We start from the raw sequence: 21010 nt of genomic DNA, 5'->3' as shown, positions 1-21010 counted from the left end.
GCTAGGTGGCTGACTCCACATAGTAGAGCACTGTTTCGCCGTATTTTTTGTCAGCAAACTTTTCGAGGGTGCTGGGCCAAACGGGCTCGCCAGTGCGGGCAGCCCGTTCAACCACTATCACCGCACCATCGGCCAGGTGTTGGGCAAGAGTGGTAAGGAGCTCGACCAGCTCCTCGTTATCCACTGAGTAGGGCGGGTCTACAAAGACAACGTCCCAGGGCTCTCCCCGGTAGGTGTTCAGGTAGCTGCGGGCGGTCATCTTGTGCACGCGGGAGCTACCGCCACCAGCTTTTGCCACGGCTGCGCTGTTCTTTTCAATAGCAGTAATGGCTTTGGGGTGGTGATCCACGAAATCAGCGTGCACAGCTCCGCGGGAGAGAGCCTCGCACCCCAGTGCACCTGAGCCGCCAAAGAGGTCCAGTACTCGCACCCCCTGGGTGAGCCCGTAGCCCTCAAGTCGAGAAAAAAGGGCTTCTTTCACCCGGTCAGTGGTGGGGCGGGTGTTATCACCGGGCACACTGGCCAGGCGCAAACCGCCGGCAAGACCTGAGACAATACGGCTCACAATGACTCCAAAAGGTGAGGGAAGGGTGGTGCCTCTAGCCTAGTCCAAAGCCGGGCAACACCGCACCCTGACAGAAGGAGCTAGGAAGACAGCGGCTAAGCAGAGCTCCTAGCCCCTGCCCAAAAATGCTTCGCGGTCTGCGTCCAACGCCCGGTCGATGGTGCGCGCCAAGTCGGGGTGCGCGGCCAGGGTGGGGTCAGTCTCAATGAGGGCAAAGGCGTCCGCCCGGGCCCTTTCAATCAGCTTGGCATCGGTCAGGGCGCGCAGCAGTTTGAGAGTGGATTTCTTACCCGACTGTGCAGCCCCCAGAATGTCGCCTTCGCGCCGCTGCTCCAGGTCGATGCGGGAGAGCTCAAAGCCATCGGTCGTGCTGGCAACGGCGGTGAGACGCTCACGTGAGACCCCCTCCGCCGGTTGCTTAGTCACCAGCAGGCAGGTACCGGGGAGTGAACCTCGGCCAATACGCCCACGCAACTGGTGCAGCCCCGAGATGCCAAAGCGGTCGGCGTCCATGATAATCATGAGCGTGGCGTTGGGGACGTTAACACCCACTTCAATCACGGTGGTTGAGACCAGCAGGTCAAGTTGACCATCGCTGAACTCGGTCATGACCCGGTTTTTCTCGGCCGTGTCCATCCGCCCGTGCAAGCCAGCGATGCGGGTGCCTGCCAGAACGGGGGTATCTTCTAGCTGTTCGAGTACGGATTCTACGGAGGCCAGGGCGTCACGGGCGCTCTCCTGCGCGCCTGAACCGAAAAGGGTCTCCCCCGCTTCAAGGTCTTTGGGGGCATCGGTCCCCCCAATTTTGGGGACCACCACATAGACCTGATGGCCCGCGTCAATCTCTTCCCGAGCCCGTTGCCACAGACGCTCGCCCCAGGAGGGTTTTTCGGCCAGTGGCACCACGTAGGTCGATATTTTCTGGCGGCCAGCCGGGAGCTGATCCAGCACGGACGTGTCGAGGTCACCAAAGACCGTCATGGCAACGGTGCGGGGAATGGGGGTTGCCGTCATCACCAGTCGGTGGGGCAGCTCGCCGCCCGGGCCGCGCAGGGCATCGCGCTGTTCCACACCAAAACGGTGCTGCTCATCGACCACCACCAGGCCCAGGTTAGCGAACCGCACAGCCTCGGCTAACAGGGCGTGGGTGCCAATGACGACATCCGCAGCACCAGAGGCGATAGCTAGAAGGGTCTCTCGCTTGGCCTTAGTCTTCAGAGATGCAGTCAGAAGTAGCACCCGCACTTTGCCGCTAGCTTTTGATGAGGACGCCGCGGCGGGGGCCAACTTGTCCTGCACGGTATCGAGGGGTGCCGCGTCCAAGGGTGAAGTATCGAGAAGGTCGCCCAGAATCTCGCAGACCGAGCGATAGTGCTGTTCTGCCAGTACTTCGGTGGGTGCTAGCAGTGCGGATTGTGCAGAGTTATCAGCAACCTGCAGCATGGCACGCAGGGCAACCACAGTTTTGCCTGATCCCACATCGCCTTGGAGCAAACGGTTCATCGGCACGGTTGATGCCAGATCAGCTTTGATTTCATCGCCGACCTTCTGCTGCCCTTCGGTGAGTTTATAGGGTAACAGGGTGAGCAGGCGGTCAGCGTGAGCGCCGGGCACAAAGGGGCGGGCAAGCGTCTGGTGTGCTGCCCTGGCTGCCCGAATGCGGGCTAGAGCGCTTTGGAGCACAAAGGCTTCGCGATAGCGCAGGGAGTGCTGGGCAGCTCGCCAGGTTTCCTCGGTATCGGGAGTATGGACAGCGCGGTAGGTCCACTGCAGGGAGGGTATTTTGCGGGCTCGACGCACGGTATAGGGCACTGAGTCTTCGAGCTCGTTAAGCGGCGCTGCATCTAGCAGGGTTTCGACCGCCGCAGCAACACGGTCAGTCGGACATTTGGGGCTGGCCCGGTAGACGGGGATGGGTGCGCCGGCTTTAGCTCGGGCACGCTCAATGGCCTGCTCCCCCACCGGTTCAGGAGCGCTACGGTCGGTGAGCACCGCATAGTGAGGGTTCGTCAGGGTCAGCTCGCCCCGATAGGTGCCTATCTTGCCCGAAAACATCACCTGGTCGCCTTCATGAATCTCACGGGCAGCCGTCCAGGCATTAAAGAATGAGAGCGTCATGGTGCGCTGATTGCCCACCATGGCGTAGCTGTCAGTTGCATAACCCCCAAAGACGGCACCGGGGTTGTAACTGGCAGATGCACCGTAAGTATCTGCATAGCCGGCGGCACCAGCTGCGTAGCCAGCTGAGCCGGTAATGCGGGGGTTGCTGTAGGGCCCGGTTACCGTCGCGGGTGCGGCAGCTCCACGGTAGGCGTTGGGGTTAGGGATGTCCGTATTGGCGCGCCCATACTGGACGGCAAAGCTAACGGAAGGTTCTTGGGTAGGCTCGATTTCGTCGCCGCCAAGGTGGTCGGTGATGGTGATTTCGGTGATGGAGCCGCGCCGGGAAGCCATGGTGCGGGTGGTCACCCTCAACACCTTAGCCACGATGGTTGCTTCTTGCCCTTCGAGCAGGGAGCTAAAAGAGGTTAGCTCCCCGCGAGGCAGGTATTTTCGCGGGTAGTACTCCAGTAACTGACCCACCGTTTCAAGGCCCAGATGGGTCTTCAAGGATTTAGCCGTCGTTGGCCCCAGATAGGTGCTGAGCTTAGCGTTCTCTAAGCGGTCTTCGGCAGCATAACGGGCCAGTGCCTGCCGCGCTTCCTCGGGCAGAGGCTCAGTCTTTTTAGTTCTGCGGCGGGCAGGTTTGCCACTGGTTTTAGTCTGAGCTGGGCTCTTAGACTTAGAGCTGGACACTTGCCCAGTCTTGGCGCTCGCCGTGACGCGGCGGGTAGTTTTGCTCGGTTTTTTTCTAGCTTCACCTGTCGAAGCTTTCTGCTCCCGCGCCTTGCCCGAGTTGGTTGTTGTGCCACTAACCGGCACATCAAAAAGAGCGTCATCGCTCATGCAAGTTCTCCGGCATGTCGCTCCTGATGCTCAGCGGTGTCTAAGGCTGTCACCCGCACGTCCTGAGGCTCACCCGCGGCTTCTAAGACTCGCAGAGCATCCCTCTCTTTGGCAACGTGCACGTGAATAGCCCAGAGAGCCTCATGTCCTGCGCACACCTGAGCGATGGACACAGAATCCCCAATAGTATCCAGGGCGCTACGTAGGGCGGTAACTTCATAGACCGGCAACTGCATGGTGCACATCACCTCCACTTGAGGTTGTGTCCTAGCACCAGCAACCTCTGAATCAAGCAGTTTTTTGCCTTCAAAAGCAGGGGGAAGAACCAGAAGATCAGAGTAGTCAGCGGTAGCCTCTGTAGCGGTTATCGCGGAGTACAGAGCAGCAGTTACGAGCAGCATTCCGAGGGCACCTGAATCCACCCAACCATGACGGGCGTGCTCAGCATGGGCGCTTTGCCGTACAGTCGATTCAGCTGCATCCACCAGCTTGGCCAGGTAGCCCCCAAAATTTTCTGTAGGCGGTACGGCGGCTAAGGCTGACATCACGGTGAGAGCGGTTCCCTCAGCGGGCTGACTGAGCGCGCTCTGGGCGCGCTGGGCACCTGCTAACAGGGCATGATGTAGCTGGACTACATCTGGACAATCAAGCCCCTCCAGCTCACCGGCTAAGCCCAGCAACCACACTGAGACTAGAGTGCCAGAGTTTCCCCGTGCACCTCGCAAAGCAGCGCGTGCGGCGGTTGCGAAATCAGGTTCATCGGCTAGTCCCGCGGTATCAGCTGCCCGCCCTACGGTTGCAACGAGGTTAGTTCCTGTATCAGCGTCAGCTACGGGAAAAACATTGATGCGGTTAAGTAAGTTTCGGTGTTCAACCAGCAGGGTGCGAGCGCGCACCAGCCAGGGCAGCCACCAGTTAGCGGGCAGTTGCTTCAAAGTGGTCCCACCCCTTCGCACGGTAAGTTTTTCCATCAACGGTCACGGAGCCTCCCGGCTGGGTCACCCTACCAATCTGGGTGAAGCCAGCGGGCACGGCGTCTGCCGGGCAAGTCGCCAGCAGACCGTGGTCTTCCCCACCGGTTAGCACCCAGTGCAGGGCGAGGTCATCGGCGCTCTGGCTTGGTGCCCTGCACAGATCTGCTGTCTCCTGGACCCTGGCGACCCAGGGCGATAGAGCAGCAGCGTCTATATCAATGTTAACGCAGGACGCTCGGGCTATTCTCCCAGCATCACGCAGCAGGCCATCTGAAACGTCAAGCATGGCAGTGAGTTGGTGAGCTGCAGCGGCACCGCTGGCTAGCGGTGAGCACGGTCTTTGCTGAGCTTCAATACAAGCAGACAGCCCGGGGGTGAGCTGGTAGCTAGAAGAGTTCTCTAACAAGGCTAGGCCAGCGGCGGCGGTGCCCACCGCTCCGGCCAGGACGAGTGCGTCCCCGGTTTGAGCCCCGCTGCGAAGGACCGGGGCGAGGCAGGTTCCTACAGCAGTAACCGTCACCGAAATCTCGCTTCCGGCTCCTAAATCTCCACCAGAAATACTGCACTTCTCAGCGCCCTGGGCGGTGCAGGCCTCGGTCACCCCGCGGGCAAAGTCCTCTACCCACGTCACGGGCGTATCTGGGGTGAGTGTCAGAGAAATGAGCAGGGTCTGTGGGGCGGCCCCCATGGCAGCAATATCAGCCAGGTTCTGAGTCGCAGCCTTCCACCCCACATCGTAGCCGCTTGTTACCATGCCATTGGCCCACGTGCGTCGGAAATCTTGGTCTTCTGTTTGGGTATCGGTGGTGATCACTGTCAACCCGTCGCGTAGTTCAAGCACAGCACAGTCGTCACCAGGGCCAAGCACGAGACGGTCAGCCTTGGTGTTATGACTTTTAATGATGGGTAAGAAGGCCTCTAGCAGCTCGTCCTCACTGACGTCTCGTGCTCTTTGCATGATGGGGTGGTTACCCTTACCTAACGTTTGTCGGTTCGACTCTGGCGCATAAAGTTGCCCACGATGAGCAGAAGCCCACATGCTGCAATTCCGGTGAAAACCACGAGCGGGCCAGAACCGCTCACAATGGCTATACCTCGTTCAAAAACGTTACCACTGGGCATGGAGCTAACGCCGCCTTCACGCGCTTCTGCTCCCACCACACCGGCAGCGGTGCTGGAGTCAGAGCGGGGCGAGGGGTCGCTATTGGAATTAAGAAAACCTTCAACCCACCCTAAGGTGCCATCATAGCTTTGCCGTTCAACGTACTGAGGATTGGTGAGCCCAAGAACAGATGCAGGTAGCCTGCCAGAAGCCACTGCGGTGGCTTCGCGAGAATCTACGGGAGCAAGCGGAGGGGTAATAACGCCGATTGTACGATCGCTATTGAAGGTTGAGTCGAGCGTCCAAGGGGAAAGAGCAGCCACAGACCCCTGAGCTTCTTCAGTGCTTTGCTGAGGTGCAGGTCGCAGGGGCTGAGCCTCGTCACTCGGCTGAGGCAGTGCAGGGACGGATTCCACCTCTTCAGTTGGTTGCGTGCTGGGCTGAGGCGACGCCGGCACCGTACTGGGAGCCTCGCTAGGTTCGGGGTCAGGCGTTGGTTCAGAGGTTGGGTCAGGCGTTGGGGCAGAAGTTGGGGCAGGCGTTGGCTCAGACGTTGGGGCAGAAGTTGGGGCAGGCGTTGGCTCAGAGGTTAGCTCAGGAGAGGACGTCGGTTGCTGCGGCGAGGGGGTGCCGGGAGTAACTTCAGCGGGGGCGCTGCGAGAAGATGTGGGGGTCGGTGAAGCAGTTGCAGTTGCGCTCGGGGTCGTTGTTGCCTCTGGTGCAGGAACTGTTTCCATTGCCGTTGCCACGGGTAGCACCATGACACCAAGTGCCCCGGCAACGGTTAGTGCATTGCGTATACGACGCATCCGATCATCCCCTTTCACACAGTCTCAGTTACCTAAATCTTTTGTACTACCCTACCGAATGTTACCTTCAGTTGAAATGTTGGGTTCAACATGCTCGGCGTGAGGGCATCATATAGATAGACAGGCAGGCGTTAGAATGGTTGGGTGAACACACTCAAAAAGACCACCCTTCTTACCGTAGTCTGCTCTTTATCTCTCGCTTTTTCGGGTTGCGGCCCGCGAGCTGTTAACCTCCAACCTGCTGAGGACGCAGCCAATCCGGTCTGCGCCTACGCTATGGTCGCTATGCCTGAAACGCTCGGCGGTTTTGATCAGCGTGAGACCACCGCTCAGGGCACTACTGCCTGGGGCGAGCCGACCGTGGCCGTTCTTAAATGCGGGGTCAGTTTGCCGACCGCACCAATTGCAGACCCCTGCGCTTCGGTCAATGGTATCGATTGGATCATCAAACCAGCCGATGAACAAATGGCTGAAAGTGGTAAGCAAAGCGCCACGGGCACCTGGGTAGCGGAGACGTTCGGCCGTACACCCGCCCTCCAGATCACCTTCGATGCTGACCAAATTTCCTCATCAACCCTGCTGGCAGAAATTGCTTCGGCGGTGGGCCAAATTCCTCAGCAGCAAGAATGCACCAATATTGATGACACTCTCTCTGATATAGAGACTGCTGAATCATCTGCCTAAACAGCAATAAATACACAAAACAAAACCCCGCGTTTTCACTGGTAAATGATAACGCGGGGTTTTGTCTTAGCGCAGGCCTAGCGGGCGTTCAAGAGCCAGGGTGATCAGTTCATCAATCAGTTGAGCGTAGCTCACCCCGGTGTTCTCCCACATGGTCTTATACATGGAAATGGGGGTAAAGCCTGGCATCGTGTTAACTTCGTTAATCACCAGGTGCCCGTCTTCTGTGTAGAAGAAGTCGGCGCGGCACAGGCCCTCCCCGTCTACTGCCAGGAAAGCTTCTACGGCTAGCTCTCGCAGCTGCTGGGCGACGTCGGTAGGTAGGTCTGCGGGGCAGCGGGTTTCAGCGCTGGTCTTAGAGACGTACTTAGACTCGAAATCATAGAAGCTGTGTTCCCGATCCATCATCACGATTTCACCGGGATGTGAAGCCAGCGGGTTAGCTGATCGATGGCCATCGAGCACCGCGCACTCAATTTCTCGCCCCAGGATTCCCGCTTCGATGACAAGTTTAGGGTCATATTTGTGCGCTTCTTCAATGGCGGCATCGAGCTGCTCAGCAGAATTCACCTTGGTAATGCCGAAGGATGATCCAGCGCGTGCGGGTTTTACGAAGACTGGGTAGCCTAGCGCCTGGATGCGTTCACGGGCTTGGCCAGGGTTCTGTACCCACTGGCGGTGGGTGATTACTTCATAGGGCCCAACTTCCAGACCGGCGGCTTCAAAAGCAACTTTCATGAAGTGTTTGTCCATGCCTATGGCTGAGGACGCCACACCGCAGCCCACGTAGCGCAGGTCAGCCATCTCTAGCAGACCCTGAACGGTTCCGTCCTCACCAAAGGGGCCGTGCAGCAGCGGGAATACCACGTCAATGGCAGGGCCCATTTCAACGTGGGTCTCGTCCTTGGAATCAATGAGTCGCAGGCGGTTGTCTCCCCCGCCCAGGGGAAGAAAAACCTGCTTGCCCTCAGCCGGGAAGTCTGCCAGTGCGTTTTCTTCCAGCAGGCGGTTTAGAAAATCTTCATCGGTCAAAAACCAACGCCCATCGCGGGTAATACCAATGGTGACGACGTTGTACTTTTCATAATCGATAGCTCCAAGCACACCGCGGGCGGTAATCAAAGAAATCGAGTGCTCCGATGAGCGGCCACCACACAGGAGTGCGACGGTGGGCTTCTGGCTCGAAAGAGTCATGGCATCCTTACGATAGGTGGTCTGAGACGATCGGTAGATTGAACTGGCCTTATTCGGCGACCGCTAGCTAATGTGATCGCTCTCTGATTTAAGCGCTCTACCCAGCAGTGCCGGTGCCAGTTGCTCAACTGATATTGTACGGTTCAAAACTTCTACCACTGCTTCAGTGATAGGCATGGCGACCCCCACTTTTCGCGCGAGTTCTGCCACAACCGGAGCTGATTTTATGGATTCAGCGGTCTGGCTCATAACGGTATGCAGTTGGTCTGGCTCTATACCTTCTGCGAGGAGGCGGCCAGCGGTGTGGTTGCGCGAGAGCGGGGATGAGCAGGTAGCGATGAGGTCGCCCATGCCAGCAAGTCCGCTCATGGTCTCCAGTTTACCGCCCAGTGCCAGGGCAAGACGGGTTGTTTCTGCTAGTCCACGCGTCATCACCGAAGCTTTTGAGTTGTCCCCGTACTGCTTCCCTTCGCACATTCCTACGCAAAGCGCGATGACGTTCTTAACCAGCCCGCCGATTTCAACACCGATAATATCGGTGTTGGTGTAGGGGCGGAAGTAGTTTGCTGCGCAAATTGAAGCTACTTTCTGAGCTGTTTCCAGAGTGGTAGCTGCCACCACGGAGGTGGTGGGCTGCTCAACGATAATTTCTTTGGCAAGGTTGGGCCCAGAAAGCACGGTAACTCGGTCAGTGACCCCAGAAATAGTTTCAAGGGGAGCGTCGATGGCAACTAGGTTGCCCTGAAGTACTTCAATAATCACTTCACTCATGCGCAGACCACTGCCCATCTCGAGGCCCTTGGCGAGTGAAACCAGAACCGCGTCAGGCTCGAGGAGAGGCGCAAAAACTTCAAGCTGCGCTCGGAGCGCCTGAGCTGGAATCGCCAGAACAACGATGTGAGCGCCATGTAGTGCTTGTTCCACATCTGAAGTGAACTCCAGATTATCCGGTAGCTTTACCCGCGGGAAGTAGGGTTCGTTAATACGAGTGCTGGCCATCTGCGCCATAGCGTCTGGTTTACGGCCCCAGAGCACCACCCGACGGTTACTTTCCGCAGCGGTAGCTGCATCCGCCACTACTTTGGCAAAGGCAGTGCCCCAGCTACCGGCACCAAGAACAGCTACTTTTGGTGGAAGAGAAGTGCTCATATCTGCCTTTCTACTCCGGGGTTCTAGTTATTCTCGGGTGCTTGGCGCACACCTAGCACAGCGTTCCAGCGCCCGGCTGGCGCCTTTTCACCGCGGATGGTTTCAAGCAAGTCAGTGACACAATCCAGCATTCTGGTCGTAGCGTCCGCTAGTTGTTGGCGGTTCTGCTTAGCTCCCGGCTCGGTACCTGTGAGAAGATCGCTGAAATCAATGGGGTCGCCCACTACAATCTGCACCTTCTTACGGGGGAACCCAAAGCGAGGCTTTCCACCACGGGGCCAGAATTCATGGTCACCCCAGTGGGCGATGGGAATGACGGGGGCACCGGTTGCTAAAGCAAGGCGTGCTGCACCGGTTTTACCGGTCATGGGCCACTGTTCTGGATCCTTGGTGAGGGTGCCCTCGGGGAAGATGAGTACCGCTCCCCCGGCGTCCAGGACGTTGCGCGCAACGTCCAGGGACTTACCGGCCTGCGCGGAACCACGGCTGACGGGGATGTGAGCGCACTGGCGCATGAGCCACCCCAGAACTGGCACTCGAAAGAGCCCCTCTTTAGCAAGAAACCGGGGTAAAACGCCCCTGATGAAGAGGGGGTAGGCTGCAGTAATCGGGTCGACCACGGTTAGGTGGTTGGAGATTACAATGTAGCCGCCCTCTTGCGGCAGTTTCTCGATACCGGTGATATCAATCTTCATGGGTAGATGATAGAGCGGTCTGAGCAGGTTACCTGCCAACCGATATACCGCATCACCCTTGGCAGTGGGGCTGATATCACCCAGGGAGGAACTCTTGGCAGCCATCTTAAGCGGAGACCTCAAATTTTGCGCCCAGAGCAGTGAGCTTATCTGCAAAGTGCTCATAGCCGCGGGAAATAACCGAAACGCCGGTGACATTGGAGGTGCCCTCAGCGGTGAGTGCCGCAATCACATGGGAGAAACCACCGCGCAGATCAGGCACGTTGATATCAGCGCCGCGCAGAGGGGTCTTACCGGTGATAATCGCTGAGTGCAAGAAGTTCTTGTGGCCAAAACGGCAGGTTGCGGGGCCAAGGCAGTCGCGGTGCAGCTGCACTGAGGCGCCCATGCGCACTAGGGCGTCGGTAAAGCCGAAACGGTTCTCGTAGACCGTCTCGTGGAGCACCGACACTCCCTTTGCCTGAGTCATGGCAACCACCAGGGGCTGCTGCCAGTCGGTCATGAAACCGGGGTGCACGTTGGTTTCTACGAAGAGGGGGTTGAGGTCCCCACCCTTGTGGAAGAAGCGAATGCCCTCGTCCTGAATATCCAGGCCGCCTCCGAGCTTGCGGTAGACGTTAATGAAGGTCGCGAGATCCTTTTGGTTGGCACCGCGGACGAAGATGTCGCCCTGGGTTGCAAGCGCAGCCGAGGCCCAGGATGCTGACTCGTTACGGTCAGGCATAGCAAAGTGGTTGTAGCCGGTAAGCTCGTCCACACCCTCAATGATGATTTGACGGTCGGTTTCAACGGTGATGATGGCGCCCATCTTCTGCAAGATAGAGATGAGATCCATAATTTCGGGCTCTATGGCAGCACCCTTAAGCTCTGTTTTGCCCTTGGCGCGGGTAGCTGCCAACAAAACCTGCTCGGTGGCACCCACCGAGGGGTATTCTAGCTCAATAGTTGCGCCCTGAAGCCCGCCTGCGGGGGCACGCATGCTGATGCCGGTGGGCAGTTTCTCCACTTTGGCGCCGAACTGCTCTAGAACGCGCAGGTGGTAGTTGATGGGGCGGTCGCCAATTTTACAGCCGCCCAAATCGGGGATGAATGCTTCACCAATGGTGTGCAGGAGCGGGCCGCACAGGAGGATGGGAATACGGGAGTCACCGGCGTGAACTTCAATGTCGGTGTGGTTAGCTACAGACACCTTGCTGGGGTCCATGCGCAGCTCGCCGGCTTCCATGTTGTAATCCACGGATACACCGTGCAGTTCAACAAGGTCAGTGACAACCTGAACGTCCTTAATCTGAGGGACGTTGCGGAGCACTGAGGGGGTCGAGCCAAGCAAAGCAGCAACCATAGCCTTGGGAACCAAGTTCTTAGCACCGCGGACGTTAATCTCGCCCTTAAGAGGGGTGCCACCTTCAATACGCAGTGCGCTGACCATGTGTGTCCAATCTTAAAAAGTTTCTTACCCGGTAAGTTTACCCTTTAAGTGATGTTCTCATGTGCAGCTGAGATGTATTACCGGCAATAGGCACTCCTACAGCCCCCAATTCAACCCTTAGCACCTTTAGTCCAGGCGTTGGCAGGTGTCGCGGTTACCTCTCAGCCAAAAGCCAAAGGACGCCGGAGATAAGTCACCGGCGTCCTTGCGAACTTTTCGTAGAAGTGGTTTAGCTACTGGGTGCGGGGCAACCAGGCGGGGCGGGAAGCTTCGAATTCAGTGATCGCTTCTTCATGCTGAAGGGTCAGCCCGATATCGTCAAGGCCTTCCATGAGACGCCAGCGCACATAGTCATCAATTTCAAAGGGTACGGTGAGGGCGCCCACGGTCACAGTCTTGGATTCGAGGTCCACGGTGACCTCGGTGCCCGGTTCTGCCTCAAGTTGCTTCCATATCAATTCCACGTCATCCTGCGTCACCTGGGCCGCTACTAGCCCCTGTTTACCTGAGTTGCCACGGAAAATATCGGCAAAGCGCGCTGAAATCACCACGCGGAAACCGTAATCTCTCAGTGCCCAGACCGCGTGTTCGCGGGAGGACCCGGTGCCAAAGTCAGGGCCAGCTACCAGCACGCTGCCGTGCTTGTAGGGCTCCTGGTTGAGAATAAAGTTCTCATCCTTACGCCAGCCTGCAAAAAGGGCGTCATCAAAGCCGGTCTTAGTGACGCGCTTAAGGTAAACGGCAGGGATAATTTGGTCGGTATCAACGTTGGATGATCGCAGCGGCACGCCAATGCCGGTGTGCTTCTTAATCGGTTCCATAGTTCAATCTTTCTGGTGCGCCCCGGGGTACGTCCGGGGACAGGTCAGGGTTCAGAGGAGTTTAGAGGTCAGCAGGCGATGCCAAGGTACCGCGGATGGCGGTAGCTGCCGCTACCAGAGGTGACACCAGATGCGTGCGGCCACCCTTACCCTGGCGCCCTTCAAAGTTACGGTTAGAGGTCGAGGCGCAACGCTCCCCCGGTGCCAGCTGATCAGGGTTCATACCCAGGCACATAGAGCAGCCTGCAAAACGCCAGTCGGCGCCGAAGTCCTTGAAGATTTGATCCAGACCTTCTTTTTCAGCCTGTGCACGTACCTTCTGGGAGCCGGGCACCACCATCATGCGCACCCCGTCTGCCACCTTGTGCCCCTTGACGATGTCTGCAGCTGCCCGCAAATCTTCGATGCGGGAGTTGGTGCAGGATCCCAAGAAGACCACGTCAACGGGAATCTCCTTCATCGGTGTACCAGCGGTTAGGCCCATGTAGTCCAGGGCACGGCTAGCAGCCTTCTGTTCGTTCTCATCGCCGAAGTCCTCGGGGAAGGGAACAGACTGGGAGAGTGGGATGCCCTGACCGGGGTTGGTTCCCCAAGTAACAAAGGGCTCAAGTTCATCAGCGTTGATGAAGACTTCACGGTCAAAGGTCGCACCCTCATCGGTAGGAAGGGTCTTCCAGTAGTCCACCGCGGCGTCCCAGTCCTCACCGGTAGGTGCGTGGGGGCGGCCCTTGACGTATTCAAAGGTCGTTTCATCGGGGGCCACCATGCCGGCACGGGCACCTGCCTCAATGGACATGTTGCAGATGGTCATGCGCCCCTCCATAGAGAGACCCCGGATAGCAGAACCACGGTATTCCAGCACGTAGCCCTGGCCGCCGCCGGTGCCAATTTCGGCGATGACTGCCAGGATGATGTCCTTGGCAGTAACTCCGGACTTCAGCGTTCCCTCAACGTTAATCGCCATGGTTTTAAAGGGCGCCAGAGGCAGGGTCTGAGTAGCCATGACGTGTTCGACCTCTGAGGTGCCGATGCCAAAGGCGAGCGCCCCAAAGGCGCCGTGGGTCGAGGTATGGGAGTCACCGCAGACCACGGTCATACCGGGCATGGTGAGGCCCAGCTGGGGGCCAACCACGTGCACGATACCCTGCTCAGCATCACCTAGTGAGTGAATGCGCACCCCAAACTCTTCAGCGTTCTTGCGCAGGGTTTCAATCTGGGTGCGTGAGGTGATATCGGCAATCGTTGAGAAGATGTTCTCGGTGGGGGTGTTGTGATCCTCAGTTGCGATGGTGAGGTCAAGACGACGCAGAGGGCGTCCTTCAAGGCGGAGGCCCTCAAAAGCCTGCGGTGAGGTAACTTCGTGCACCAGGTGTAAATCGATGTAGAGAAGATCGGGCTTGCCGCCCTTGCCGGGCACTACGGTGTGCGCGTCCCATACCTTCTCCGCCAGGGTGCGGGGCTTAATACCCGTTACACCATCCATGAGTCCTCCATCAACAAAATAAGTACTGTCATACACCAGTGTGACCGTGTTTTTTCAAACTTTCCAATAACTGAACTTGCATATCAGAATATGAGAAGTCATGATAGATACACGGACACAATCCTAGTCCCACGGTTTCACACCCAGAAACACACACTGACCGCGATACGAGACCGCACCGCCCGTGCGTCTCCACCAGGTGAAAGACTGACCTCATGCAGGAAAACCGCAGCTCCGGCGTCGGCGTCCTCGACAAAGCCGCCCACATTCTTGATTGCCTTGAAGCTGGCCCCGCCTCGCTCTCCCAACTGGTTGAAGCAACCGGCCTCGCCCGCCCCACCGCCCACCGTCTGGCCGTGGCACTGACCCACCACCGTCTGGTAGCTCGTGACATTCAGGGCAGGTTCATGCTGGGCCCACGCCTGGGCGAACTATCATCTGCCGCCGGCGAAGACCGCCTCATTGCAGCATCCGGGCCTGTGCTCAACAATCTGCGCAATGTTACCGGGGAATCCTCCCAGGTTTTCCGCCGCCAGGGCGATTGGCGCGTTTGTGTTGCCTCAGCGGAGCGCCCCATTGGCCTGCGCGACACCATCCCCGTGGGCACCCAGCTCTCTATGAAGGCTGGATCTGCAGCTCAGATTCTCACTGCTTGGGAAGAGCAGGCACGCCTTGTTGAAAGCATACATAACGCCCGATTCTCTGCCACCATGCTAGCTGCGGTGCGACGCCGCGGGTGGGCACAGTCGGTGGGGGAACGAGAGCGCGGCACCGCCTCGGTATCAGCTCCCGTGCGCTCCCCTGCTGGCAAGGTTATTGCAGCTATCTCAATCTCAGGTCCCATCGAGCGCCTCACCCGTCAGCCCGGCAGGCTACATGCCGAAGTGGTCTGTGAAGCTGCCGCCGCTCTCACTGAGGCACTGCGTAGCTAGTTACCCATCAGCTCTTCAGCTCAGCATCAGAAAAGGTGACCCTTGATCCGGACAAATTCTAGTCCGCATCAAGGGTCATCTTTAGTTTTGAGCTGGAGTCAGCACGCTTTCATCTGCCGGCGCTGACAGCCGGATGCTATCGAGCCTGCTCTAGAGCTGCCCGGTAGTCAGCTAGACGGTTGAGTTCATCTTCGACCGGTGCCACCACAGCCCGTTGAGCAACGTCCGCAACATTGCTCTTTAGCTGGCGCGTGATTCCACGAGCGTACATGCGGTGCCCAGCTGCCGCGACGAGCCTGCCCAGCATCGCTATCACGATGCCCAGCAGCAGACCCGTAATCACTAGCAGGGTCGGGACAGGTAGCGGGAAGCCTTCAACGGTAGGTGGTTCCGGCAGAACGATCTGGAAGTAAGTAGCGAGGGCTAGACCGGTGAGCCAGAGCAGACCCACGAGCGCCGCAACGATACCCAACCACTGGAAGACGTTAAGCACCTGCCACCACCAGCGCTTCTTGCCCGCATCATAGTGAACGGTGGCAATAGCACGCTCGATTTCGCTGGGCAGCTGGTCTTCATAGGTGCGAGCTGAATCCCTGATACTGTGGCTCCAGGGTTCATTTACGCCTTCAGAAACATCACCTGCAAAGGTACGAAGAGAGGTGCTCATCGCCGCTTTCTGAGAGGCACCCAGCGGAGGCAGAGAAGACTTAGAAATCGGTGCGCCATCGTGCTCCTTGTGCAGGCCCAGACGCTTCAGAGGGTCCTTGCGAGCCTTGAGCAACCAGCGGGTTGCAATCCAGCCAGTCTTCTCAGCCGCGTGCAACTTATAGGAGTTAGCTGCAGCCTTCACAATGCCATCTGCACCTGATGCGGCGTATAGGCCAGCTTCAAGTTGCTCAGTATTCTCAAGGGTAATTCCGCGAGGATGCCCACCACCGTCCTGGCGACCCAGATCAGCACCCACCGTGCGCAAATCAGCATCGATACGTTCTAGTGCGGCATTCTTTGCTACGGCTACCTGCCCCAGAACTTCGCGTAGACGGGGCACGCCTTCACCAGTGCGGGCTGAGACTGCCAGGGGGGCAGCAACCAGAGTGGAAGAAAGCCCGTCCTGTGCCAGCAGAAGTTTGAGTGAATCAAGTACCGCTGGCACTTCTGCGGGGTCCAGGCGGTCCACCTGGTTGAGAACAGCTAGGGTAACAGCGCCGTGGGATGCGAGCGGAGCGATGAAGTCCTGGTGGATGACGGCATCGGCATATTTTTGGGGGTCCATAACCCAGACCAGCACGTCCACGCACTGCGCCATTTTTTCAACGATGACGCGGTTGGAGGCCTCCACCGAGTCAAAGTCCGGCAGATCGAGCAGTACTAGTCCGCCGGTTGCCTCTTCTGTTTTTGCGTGCCCCACAGATTTACGGATTTTATTCCACATGCCCACGGTGACCGGGACGTCAGCGCGGTTGAGAGCTTCGGTGGCTTCGGTGGCATCCTCGTCCATGTAGGTGCGGTTTTCAACGCCCAGCCAGTCCAGCAGGGGCTCAACGCCAGCCTTGCCCCAGACCGCAGCCTGAGCAACTGATGTGGTGGGGCGGCGGGCAGCGCTCTTGGCGATTTCTTTGCCGACCACGGCGTTAAAGAGGGTTGATTTACCAGAACCCGTTGCGCCAAAAAAGCCGATCACGGTGTGCTCGGCAGAAAGCTCACGGCGGGCTCCGGTGCGCGCTAGTACATCGGTGGCTCGGTGCAGAAGTTCAGGTTCTAGGCGGTCGGCGCCCAGCTCTACCGCTTTTTCAAGAGCGGCAACGCGCAGGGCTAGAGCGGTATGACTCTGGTCTTTCTTGGTCTCAGCCATCTTGGTTCTGCTCCCCTGCCATCATGGTCTCACCGGCTGAGGTGAGGGTAACTGCTACATCTTCAAGCGCCTGGTGGTCCGGGCCCATCTCTAGGCTGTTCAAGCGGTCTTCAAAACGCTGCGCGTGACGGTCCAGCAGTTCTTTGACGCGGGCTTCGAGGGTTTCACGAGCCCGGTTAGCCATGCGGCGCACAGCGTCCTCACCGAAGATTGCTTCGAGAAGCTTCTGACCGACCACACCTGAGCCACCAGCGATACCCACCTCGATACCGGTTAGTCCACCGGTCATGGAGAAGACAGCAATCATCAGAATCACAGCTGTGACATTGACGCCCAGCGACATGAAACGTGCCTTTTGGCGCTTGTCGGCGCCCTCCTGAGAGATGATGTCCATGACATCCTGTTGCCAGGCACGGATGCTTTCAGCGATTTCCTCAGGGAAGTTCTTATCCTGGCCTCCCAGATCCTCACCTGCCAGCAGAGCACGGCCGGCTCGGTCCTCAAGCCAGCGGCGCTGAACTGTTTCGGCCGCTGCAGCGGCCTCTTCCATAATCACCGAATGCAAGCCAACCTCTAGAGCCTGCTCTACCTCAACAACTTTGGTAGGCGGAGTGCCGCGCAGGAAACCTGAGATTCGGTCGCGGATTTTGCCGACGGTGCTTTCCACCGAGCGAAAGAACTCACCGGTTCCCACAAAATCCTGCCAGCGGGTGAGCACCTCACCGCGCAACATTTGACCGTCTTTAGTGGATTCCTTGACGTTTTCAAAGGCGTGGGCGTAGGCGTCATTCAGGTTTTGGCGCAGAGCACGCTCCGCGTCTTCCTGTTCCCGCTGGGCGTCAGCGAGCTGGTGTGTTTGGCCAGCCACGCCTCGCACCGCACCCTCCAGAGTGCGGCGTGCAATGGCGCTGCGAGCATCAGCGTCCGCACCTAGGCTACGCAGCCAAAAGGTCAATGGAGTCAACGCGACGGCAGGTAGCAGACCCTGATCATCACGATCCTGTTCAGTAACGGACATCATCAGCGCGGCAGTAATACCGGCTTCAGCCAACATACGGGTCAGGTCAGCTTCAATTTCATCTTCAGAGCCTTCAGGCACACGGTTGAGCACCACCGCAATGGTGATATCACGCTTAGCTGCTTCACGAAGGATCTCCCAGGGCACAGCATCGGCGTAGCGATTAGCCGTGGTGACAAAGAGCCATAAGTCAGCAGCTGCCAGGAGCTGCTTAGCCAGACGTCGGTTCTCATCTGAAACTGAATCAAAGTCCGGGGCATCAACCAAGGCAACGCCGGCGGGCAGTCCAGGCACCGGTACCATAACCAGTTCGTCCTGGCCGTTGTGGGGGTTAGCGCCGGGAAGAGCCGCACCTGGTTCTACGGGGACGCGCACCAGATTAGGCAATATACGCTCAGGAGTGAATGCTCCCGCGTCCTCTGGACGGTGTAGCAGAACTGGCTGGCGGGTGGTGGGGCGGATGGCGCCGGACCGAGTCACGGGCTCACCGATGAGAGTGTTCACCAGCGTAGATTTACCGGCACCGGTTGAACCGCCAACCACCACGGTCAATGGGGCGTCAAGGCTGGAGAGTTTAGGGATGATGTAATCATCGAGCTGGGTTACCGTTTTGCGGGCCAGATCTCGAGCAGCTCCTGCTCCCCCGGTTTCCAGGGGAAAGTGCGCTGCGGCAAGCGTGTCGCGGGCCTCGCGCACGCCCTGCAAAGTGTGAGTGATAGTTTCGTTGTGCACGATTCTATTCTTGCACGTAGGGCTTGGATAAAGAGTGAACTATAGGGTAAAACAGCGCTAGTGTGGCATAGCAGCTCTAGATAAAAAGAAAACCTCCACTCAAATGAGTGGAGGTTTTCTTGCCTGTGACCCCAACCGGATTCGAACCGGTGTTGCCGCCGTGAGAGGGCGGAGTACTAGGCCGCTATACGATGGGGCCGTCTTCATTTCTGAAGCGTTACTCCTCAAGAGCAACAGATATAAGCATATAGGCAAGGTGGGTTTTGGTGCAAACCTAGGAGCAATGCTTTGCATCACGCTCAAACCGAAGCTTGGCAGCGGGACGTTTAGTGAATGGTGGGTTTAATAAAGAAAACCTCCACTCAAATGAGTGGAGGTTTTCTTGCCTGTGACCCCAACCGGATTCGAACCGGTGTTGCCGCCGTGAGAGGGCGGAGTACTAGGCCGCTATACGATGGGGCCGTAACAACTTTTTCAAGCTGTTCGCTGGGATACCAGGACTCGAACCTAGAATGACGGTACCAGAAACCGTAGTGTTGCCAATTACACCATATCCCATTATTATTTGTTGCTGCGTTTTGTTCTTCAAACTCATCGCCGCAACGAGTAATAACTCTATACGCTTTACTCGGGGTGTGCAACTTGAAATAGGTAGACCTGAGTCACACCTAAATTTGCGCCCTAAATGGGCTCTGCAATACCAAAGTTTAGAGGCGTGGAGCCGGCTCTGATCCGCCGTAAATCGTCTCTAATTCGCTGGATTGCTTACCGGTCAGTGCCAGTGCAACCCCAAGCACCTTGAGCAGCCGAACAATCATCAGCCACCAAACCCACCTGCGTCCGCCACACCCGAACCAACTGACCCTCACTGGGGCGTTCCACCGTTCCATCAATCACTTCCCAAGGACCGCCATCAACGCTAAATTCACCTCGATACCCTGTCACCACACTGAACTGGTAGTCCCCCGGCACCGTATATTTGTGGCTGGTTGGTGTCTCCTCATCCCAGACATCCTCACCCAGTTGATACCCGGCATACGAGACAGGACCTAGCTGACCACCGTCACCATAGACAAAGCTGTAACTCACTGGCGTAGCTCTCACCTGAACCTGCTGACCAGCTATTTCACGCTGGAACTCCTGGACACTAGCATCTGCCCAAAAGTTGGTGTTGTAATTTTTCAAGGTATGGGGAGCTCGCTCTTGATGGGCATCTGCCGGGGTAATGGGGAAACTCTGCAGATCCTCCACAGTCAGCTGGATACGGATAGGCTGGACAACCATCTCACCGTTTACTTCAACAAGCTCAAGACCAGCGCCCTCAAGTTCATCGGGGTTCAGAGCGATACATCCCAGAGGAACACCGTTGTTGTAGTAGGGAGTATCCGATCCGTCGCCCCAGTCAGCGGGGACAACACCCATAGTGCCTAAGGTTCCATCTGAGGCCAAACAGTAGGAACCTGTTTGTAGTGAGGCTCCTTCAGCTAACCGAGCACGCTTATCCTCAGGATTTTTATGTTCTTTGAACTGTATAAGTTTCATGGCAGAGGCAGCTGAATCGCCTGGAACTTCTTCATGAACCGCCACTGGTTCGCTTTTTCGAGAACTCATTGCTTCATTTTTTAAGATGTCTTTTTTGATGCGAACTTTAAAATCATCTGAACCTGCTTCTCCGCTTGACTGGGAAAAAGCAGGAGTAACGACACCCAACGAAATGGCACCGATGCAAAGAACAAGTGATAGTAGCTGTTTCATTTACTCCACCACATTTGCGCTCAGAACCTTCCATCGTCCATCAACAAACTTAATTCGCAAGTCAACACCATCGTAGATAACTTGAGAGTTATCGTTATAGGTTGCTTCGCCATCGAGCCAGAGCACAGAATCTTTAACCTCGAAGTTACTCCCGATGGAGTACTCACCATCCCCCAATGACGTTAGCAAGTTCATGTTGTAGTGAATTGTTATCCCACCAGCTATCATCCAACCATCATTGTCATATAAATCTTCAAGAGCTGTATAAAAATCATGTTCGTCGGTGAAAGACTTATCAACCAACAAACTCGCTTCTTGGACATCCCCGGTCTGCAGGGCATAGTTGCGCATGTCCTGGTAATAGGTGATGAACTTTTCCATGCCTTCGGTAGTTTCGACGTTCATTCCTGCAGGAGCCTCAGGCTTAGGCACATTCTGAGCAGGGCCCTGCTCATCAGCAGCACGATACTCCCCCTCAGGCGCCTTAGACCCACCAGAAAAGCGCTCAGTCACCTCAGCAGTAGCACCGTCAGAAGCACCAGCGCCCCCGGCAGATACCGAAACAGAAGAAGCAGCCGATGAAGAACTATCGCCAGGCTCCGGGATGCTACCAGTTGCCTTCTGCCCGCAACCGCTCAAGACCAGGGCACCAAGAGCAGCCAGTGTAAGGGTTTGGGTTAGGTAGCGAGGTAAGTGCACGAGAATTACTCCAAGGCTAGTGTGATATAGGTCAATGCTTGTTTCATTTTCTACCACTGGACTTGTGCCAGGGCAAGCCCGCTCCGACTACCAGCCCTGAACATCCCCTTTGTGACCGGTTATTACGTATTTTTGCTTGTCATATGAGATATTCAGACCAACCCGCACACC

17 protein-coding genes and 3 tRNA genes are annotated in these 21010 nt (G+C 57.2%); 2 read left to right on the top strand and 18 right to left on the bottom strand.

Annotated elements, in window-relative coordinates; genetic code table 11:
* Position 1 precedes the first annotated feature (1 nt).
* From rsmD to ABD982_RS04090, 5 genes are all read right to left on the bottom strand, one after another.
* Entirely contained in the window at positions 2 to 565 is a 564-nt protein-coding gene (gene rsmD, locus ABD982_RS04110; RefSeq protein WP_345444963.1) for a 16S rRNA (guanine(966)-N(2))-methyltransferase RsmD, read from the bottom strand.
* 108 nt (positions 566 to 673) lie between these two features.
* Positions 674 to 3511, bottom strand: a complete 2838-nt coding sequence (locus ABD982_RS04105) for an ATP-dependent DNA helicase RecG (protein ID WP_345444961.1) — start codon at positions 3509 to 3511, stop codon at positions 674 to 676.
* Complete coding sequence (locus ABD982_RS04100; RefSeq protein WP_345444959.1) at positions 3508 to 4446, bottom strand: DAK2 domain-containing protein; 939 nt, start codon at positions 4444 to 4446, stop codon at positions 3508 to 3510. Before ABD982_RS04100 ends, ABD982_RS04105 begins: the two co-directional genes overlap by 4 nt.
* Positions 4427 to 5443, bottom strand: a complete 1017-nt coding sequence (thiL, locus tag ABD982_RS04095; RefSeq protein ID WP_345444957.1) for a thiamine-phosphate kinase — start codon at positions 5441 to 5443, stop codon at positions 4427 to 4429. The genes ABD982_RS04100 and thiL overlap by 20 nt, the downstream gene beginning before the upstream one ends.
* Positions 5444 to 5463: 20 nt before the next feature.
* Positions 5464 to 6396 carry a hypothetical protein gene (locus ABD982_RS04090; protein WP_345444955.1) on the bottom strand — a complete coding sequence of 311 codons (933 nt, stop codon included), beginning with the start codon at positions 6394 to 6396 and terminating at the stop codon, positions 5464 to 5466.
* Between the two features lie 144 nt (positions 6397 to 6540).
* Between ABD982_RS04090 and ABD982_RS04085 the strand changes: the two genes are divergently transcribed.
* Complete coding sequence (locus tag ABD982_RS04085) at positions 6541 to 7080, top strand: DUF3515 domain-containing protein (RefSeq protein ID WP_345444953.1); 540 nt, start codon at positions 6541 to 6543, stop codon at positions 7078 to 7080.
* Between the two features lie 66 nt (positions 7081 to 7146).
* Here the strand turns inward: ABD982_RS04085 and ABD982_RS04080 are convergent, their stop codons facing one another.
* From ABD982_RS04080 to leuC, 6 genes are all read right to left on the bottom strand, one after another.
* A complete protein-coding gene (locus ABD982_RS04080) occupies positions 7147 to 8274 on the bottom strand; it encodes a D-alanine--D-alanine ligase family protein (protein ID WP_251378948.1) in 1128 nt (375 codons plus the stop codon).
* A gap of 63 nt (positions 8275 to 8337) precedes the next feature.
* Positions 8338 to 9423: an NAD(P)H-dependent glycerol-3-phosphate dehydrogenase gene (locus ABD982_RS04075; protein WP_345444950.1), complete on the bottom strand. Its 1086-nt coding sequence runs from the start codon at positions 9421 to 9423 to the stop codon at positions 8338 to 8340.
* A 23-nt stretch (positions 9424 to 9446) separates the two neighbouring features.
* Positions 9447 to 10223, bottom strand: a complete 777-nt coding sequence (locus tag ABD982_RS04070) for a lysophospholipid acyltransferase family protein (protein WP_345444948.1) — start codon at positions 10221 to 10223, stop codon at positions 9447 to 9449.
* 1 nt (position 10224) lies between these two features.
* Positions 10225 to 11547, bottom strand: coding sequence for a UDP-N-acetylglucosamine 1-carboxyvinyltransferase (gene murA, locus ABD982_RS04065; protein ID WP_345444946.1), 1323 nt, complete (start codon positions 11545 to 11547; stop codon positions 10225 to 10227).
* Positions 11548 to 11780: 233 nt separating this feature from the next.
* Positions 11781 to 12368, bottom strand: coding sequence for a 3-isopropylmalate dehydratase small subunit (gene leuD / locus ABD982_RS04060; RefSeq protein WP_251378952.1), 588 nt, complete (start codon positions 12366 to 12368; stop codon positions 11781 to 11783).
* A 61-nt stretch (positions 12369 to 12429) separates the two neighbouring features.
* Entirely contained in the window at positions 12430 to 13851 is a 1422-nt protein-coding gene (gene leuC, locus ABD982_RS04055; protein WP_345444944.1) for a 3-isopropylmalate dehydratase large subunit, read from the bottom strand.
* A 215-nt stretch (positions 13852 to 14066) separates the two neighbouring features.
* On the opposite strand from leuC, the gene ABD982_RS04050 reads away from it, so the two are divergent.
* Positions 14067 to 14783 (top strand): IclR family transcriptional regulator, encoded by a 717-nt coding sequence (locus tag ABD982_RS04050; protein ID WP_345444942.1) that lies wholly within the window; start codon positions 14067 to 14069, stop codon positions 14781 to 14783.
* A 136-nt stretch (positions 14784 to 14919) separates the two neighbouring features.
* Here the strand turns inward: ABD982_RS04050 and ABD982_RS04045 are convergent, their stop codons facing one another.
* From ABD982_RS04045 to ABD982_RS04015, 7 genes are all read right to left on the bottom strand, one after another.
* A complete protein-coding gene (locus ABD982_RS04045; protein WP_345444940.1) occupies positions 14920 to 16635 on the bottom strand; it encodes a dynamin family protein in 1716 nt (571 codons plus the stop codon).
* Positions 16628 to 18385, bottom strand: a complete 1758-nt coding sequence (locus ABD982_RS04040) for a GTPase (protein ID WP_345444938.1) — start codon at positions 18383 to 18385, stop codon at positions 16628 to 16630. The genes ABD982_RS04045 and ABD982_RS04040 overlap by 8 nt, the downstream gene beginning before the upstream one ends.
* 126 nt (positions 18386 to 18511) lie before the next feature.
* Positions 18512 to 18584, bottom strand: a tRNA-Glu gene (locus ABD982_RS04035).
* A gap of 190 nt (positions 18585 to 18774) precedes the next feature.
* Positions 18775 to 18847, bottom strand: a tRNA-Glu gene (locus tag ABD982_RS04030).
* A 24-nt stretch (positions 18848 to 18871) separates the two neighbouring features.
* Positions 18872 to 18943: transfer RNA gene (locus ABD982_RS04025), tRNA-Gln, on the bottom strand.
* Positions 18944 to 19150: 207 nt separating this feature from the next.
* On the bottom strand, positions 19151 to 19996 hold the full coding sequence (locus ABD982_RS04020) for a hypothetical protein (protein WP_345444936.1): 846 nt from the start codon (positions 19994 to 19996) through the stop codon (positions 19151 to 19153).
* Positions 19997 to 20140: 144 nt separating this feature from the next.
* Complete coding sequence (locus tag ABD982_RS04015; protein ID WP_345444934.1) at positions 20141 to 20839, bottom strand: DUF6318 family protein; 699 nt, start codon at positions 20837 to 20839, stop codon at positions 20141 to 20143.
* Positions 20840 to 21010 lie beyond the last annotated feature (171 nt).

The sequence above is a fragment of the Rothia endophytica genome (assembly GCF_039543885.1).
GTDB classification, from domain to species: Bacteria; Actinomycetota; Actinomycetes; order Actinomycetales; family Micrococcaceae; genus Rothia; species Rothia endophytica.
The sequence above is the reverse complement of the archived record's forward strand: the minus strand, read 5'-3'. Positions and strand labels throughout refer to the sequence as shown.

Coding starts and splice junctions, on each gene's coding strand:
- ABD982_RS04090 (WP_345444955.1), bottom strand. CDS start 6,396: ATGCGTCGTATACGCAATGCACTAACCGTTGCCGGGGCACTTGGTGTC.
- ABD982_RS04020 (WP_345444936.1), bottom strand. CDS start 19,996: ATGAGTTCTCGAAAAAGCGAACCAGTGGCGGTTCATGAAGAAGTTCCA.
- ABD982_RS04045 (WP_345444940.1), bottom strand. CDS start 16,635: ATGGCTGAGACCAAGAAAGACCAGAGTCATACCGCTCTAGCCCTGCGC.
- thiL (WP_345444957.1), bottom strand. CDS start 5,443: ATGCAAAGAGCACGAGACGTCAGTGAGGACGAGCTGCTAGAGGCCTTC.
- ABD982_RS04105 (WP_345444961.1), bottom strand. CDS start 3,511: ATGAGCGATGACGCTCTTTTTGATGTGCCGGTTAGTGGCACAACAACC.
- leuC (WP_345444944.1), bottom strand. CDS start 13,851: ATGGATGGTGTAACGGGTATTAAGCCCCGCACCCTGGCGGAGAAGGTA.
- ABD982_RS04070 (WP_345444948.1), bottom strand. CDS start 10,223: ATGGCTGCCAAGAGTTCCTCCCTGGGTGATATCAGCCCCACTGCCAAG.
- murA (WP_345444946.1), bottom strand. CDS start 11,547: ATGGTCAGCGCACTGCGTATTGAAGGTGGCACCCCTCTTAAGGGCGAG.
- leuD (WP_251378952.1), bottom strand. CDS start 12,368: ATGGAACCGATTAAGAAGCACACCGGCATTGGCGTGCCGCTGCGATCA.
- ABD982_RS04050 (WP_345444942.1), top strand. CDS start 14,067: ATGCAGGAAAACCGCAGCTCCGGCGTCGGCGTCCTCGACAAAGCCGCC.
- ABD982_RS04080 (WP_251378948.1), bottom strand. CDS start 8,274: ATGACTCTTTCGAGCCAGAAGCCCACCGTCGCACTCCTGTGTGGTGGC.
- ABD982_RS04075 (WP_345444950.1), bottom strand. CDS start 9,423: ATGAGCACTTCTCTTCCACCAAAAGTAGCTGTTCTTGGTGCCGGTAGC.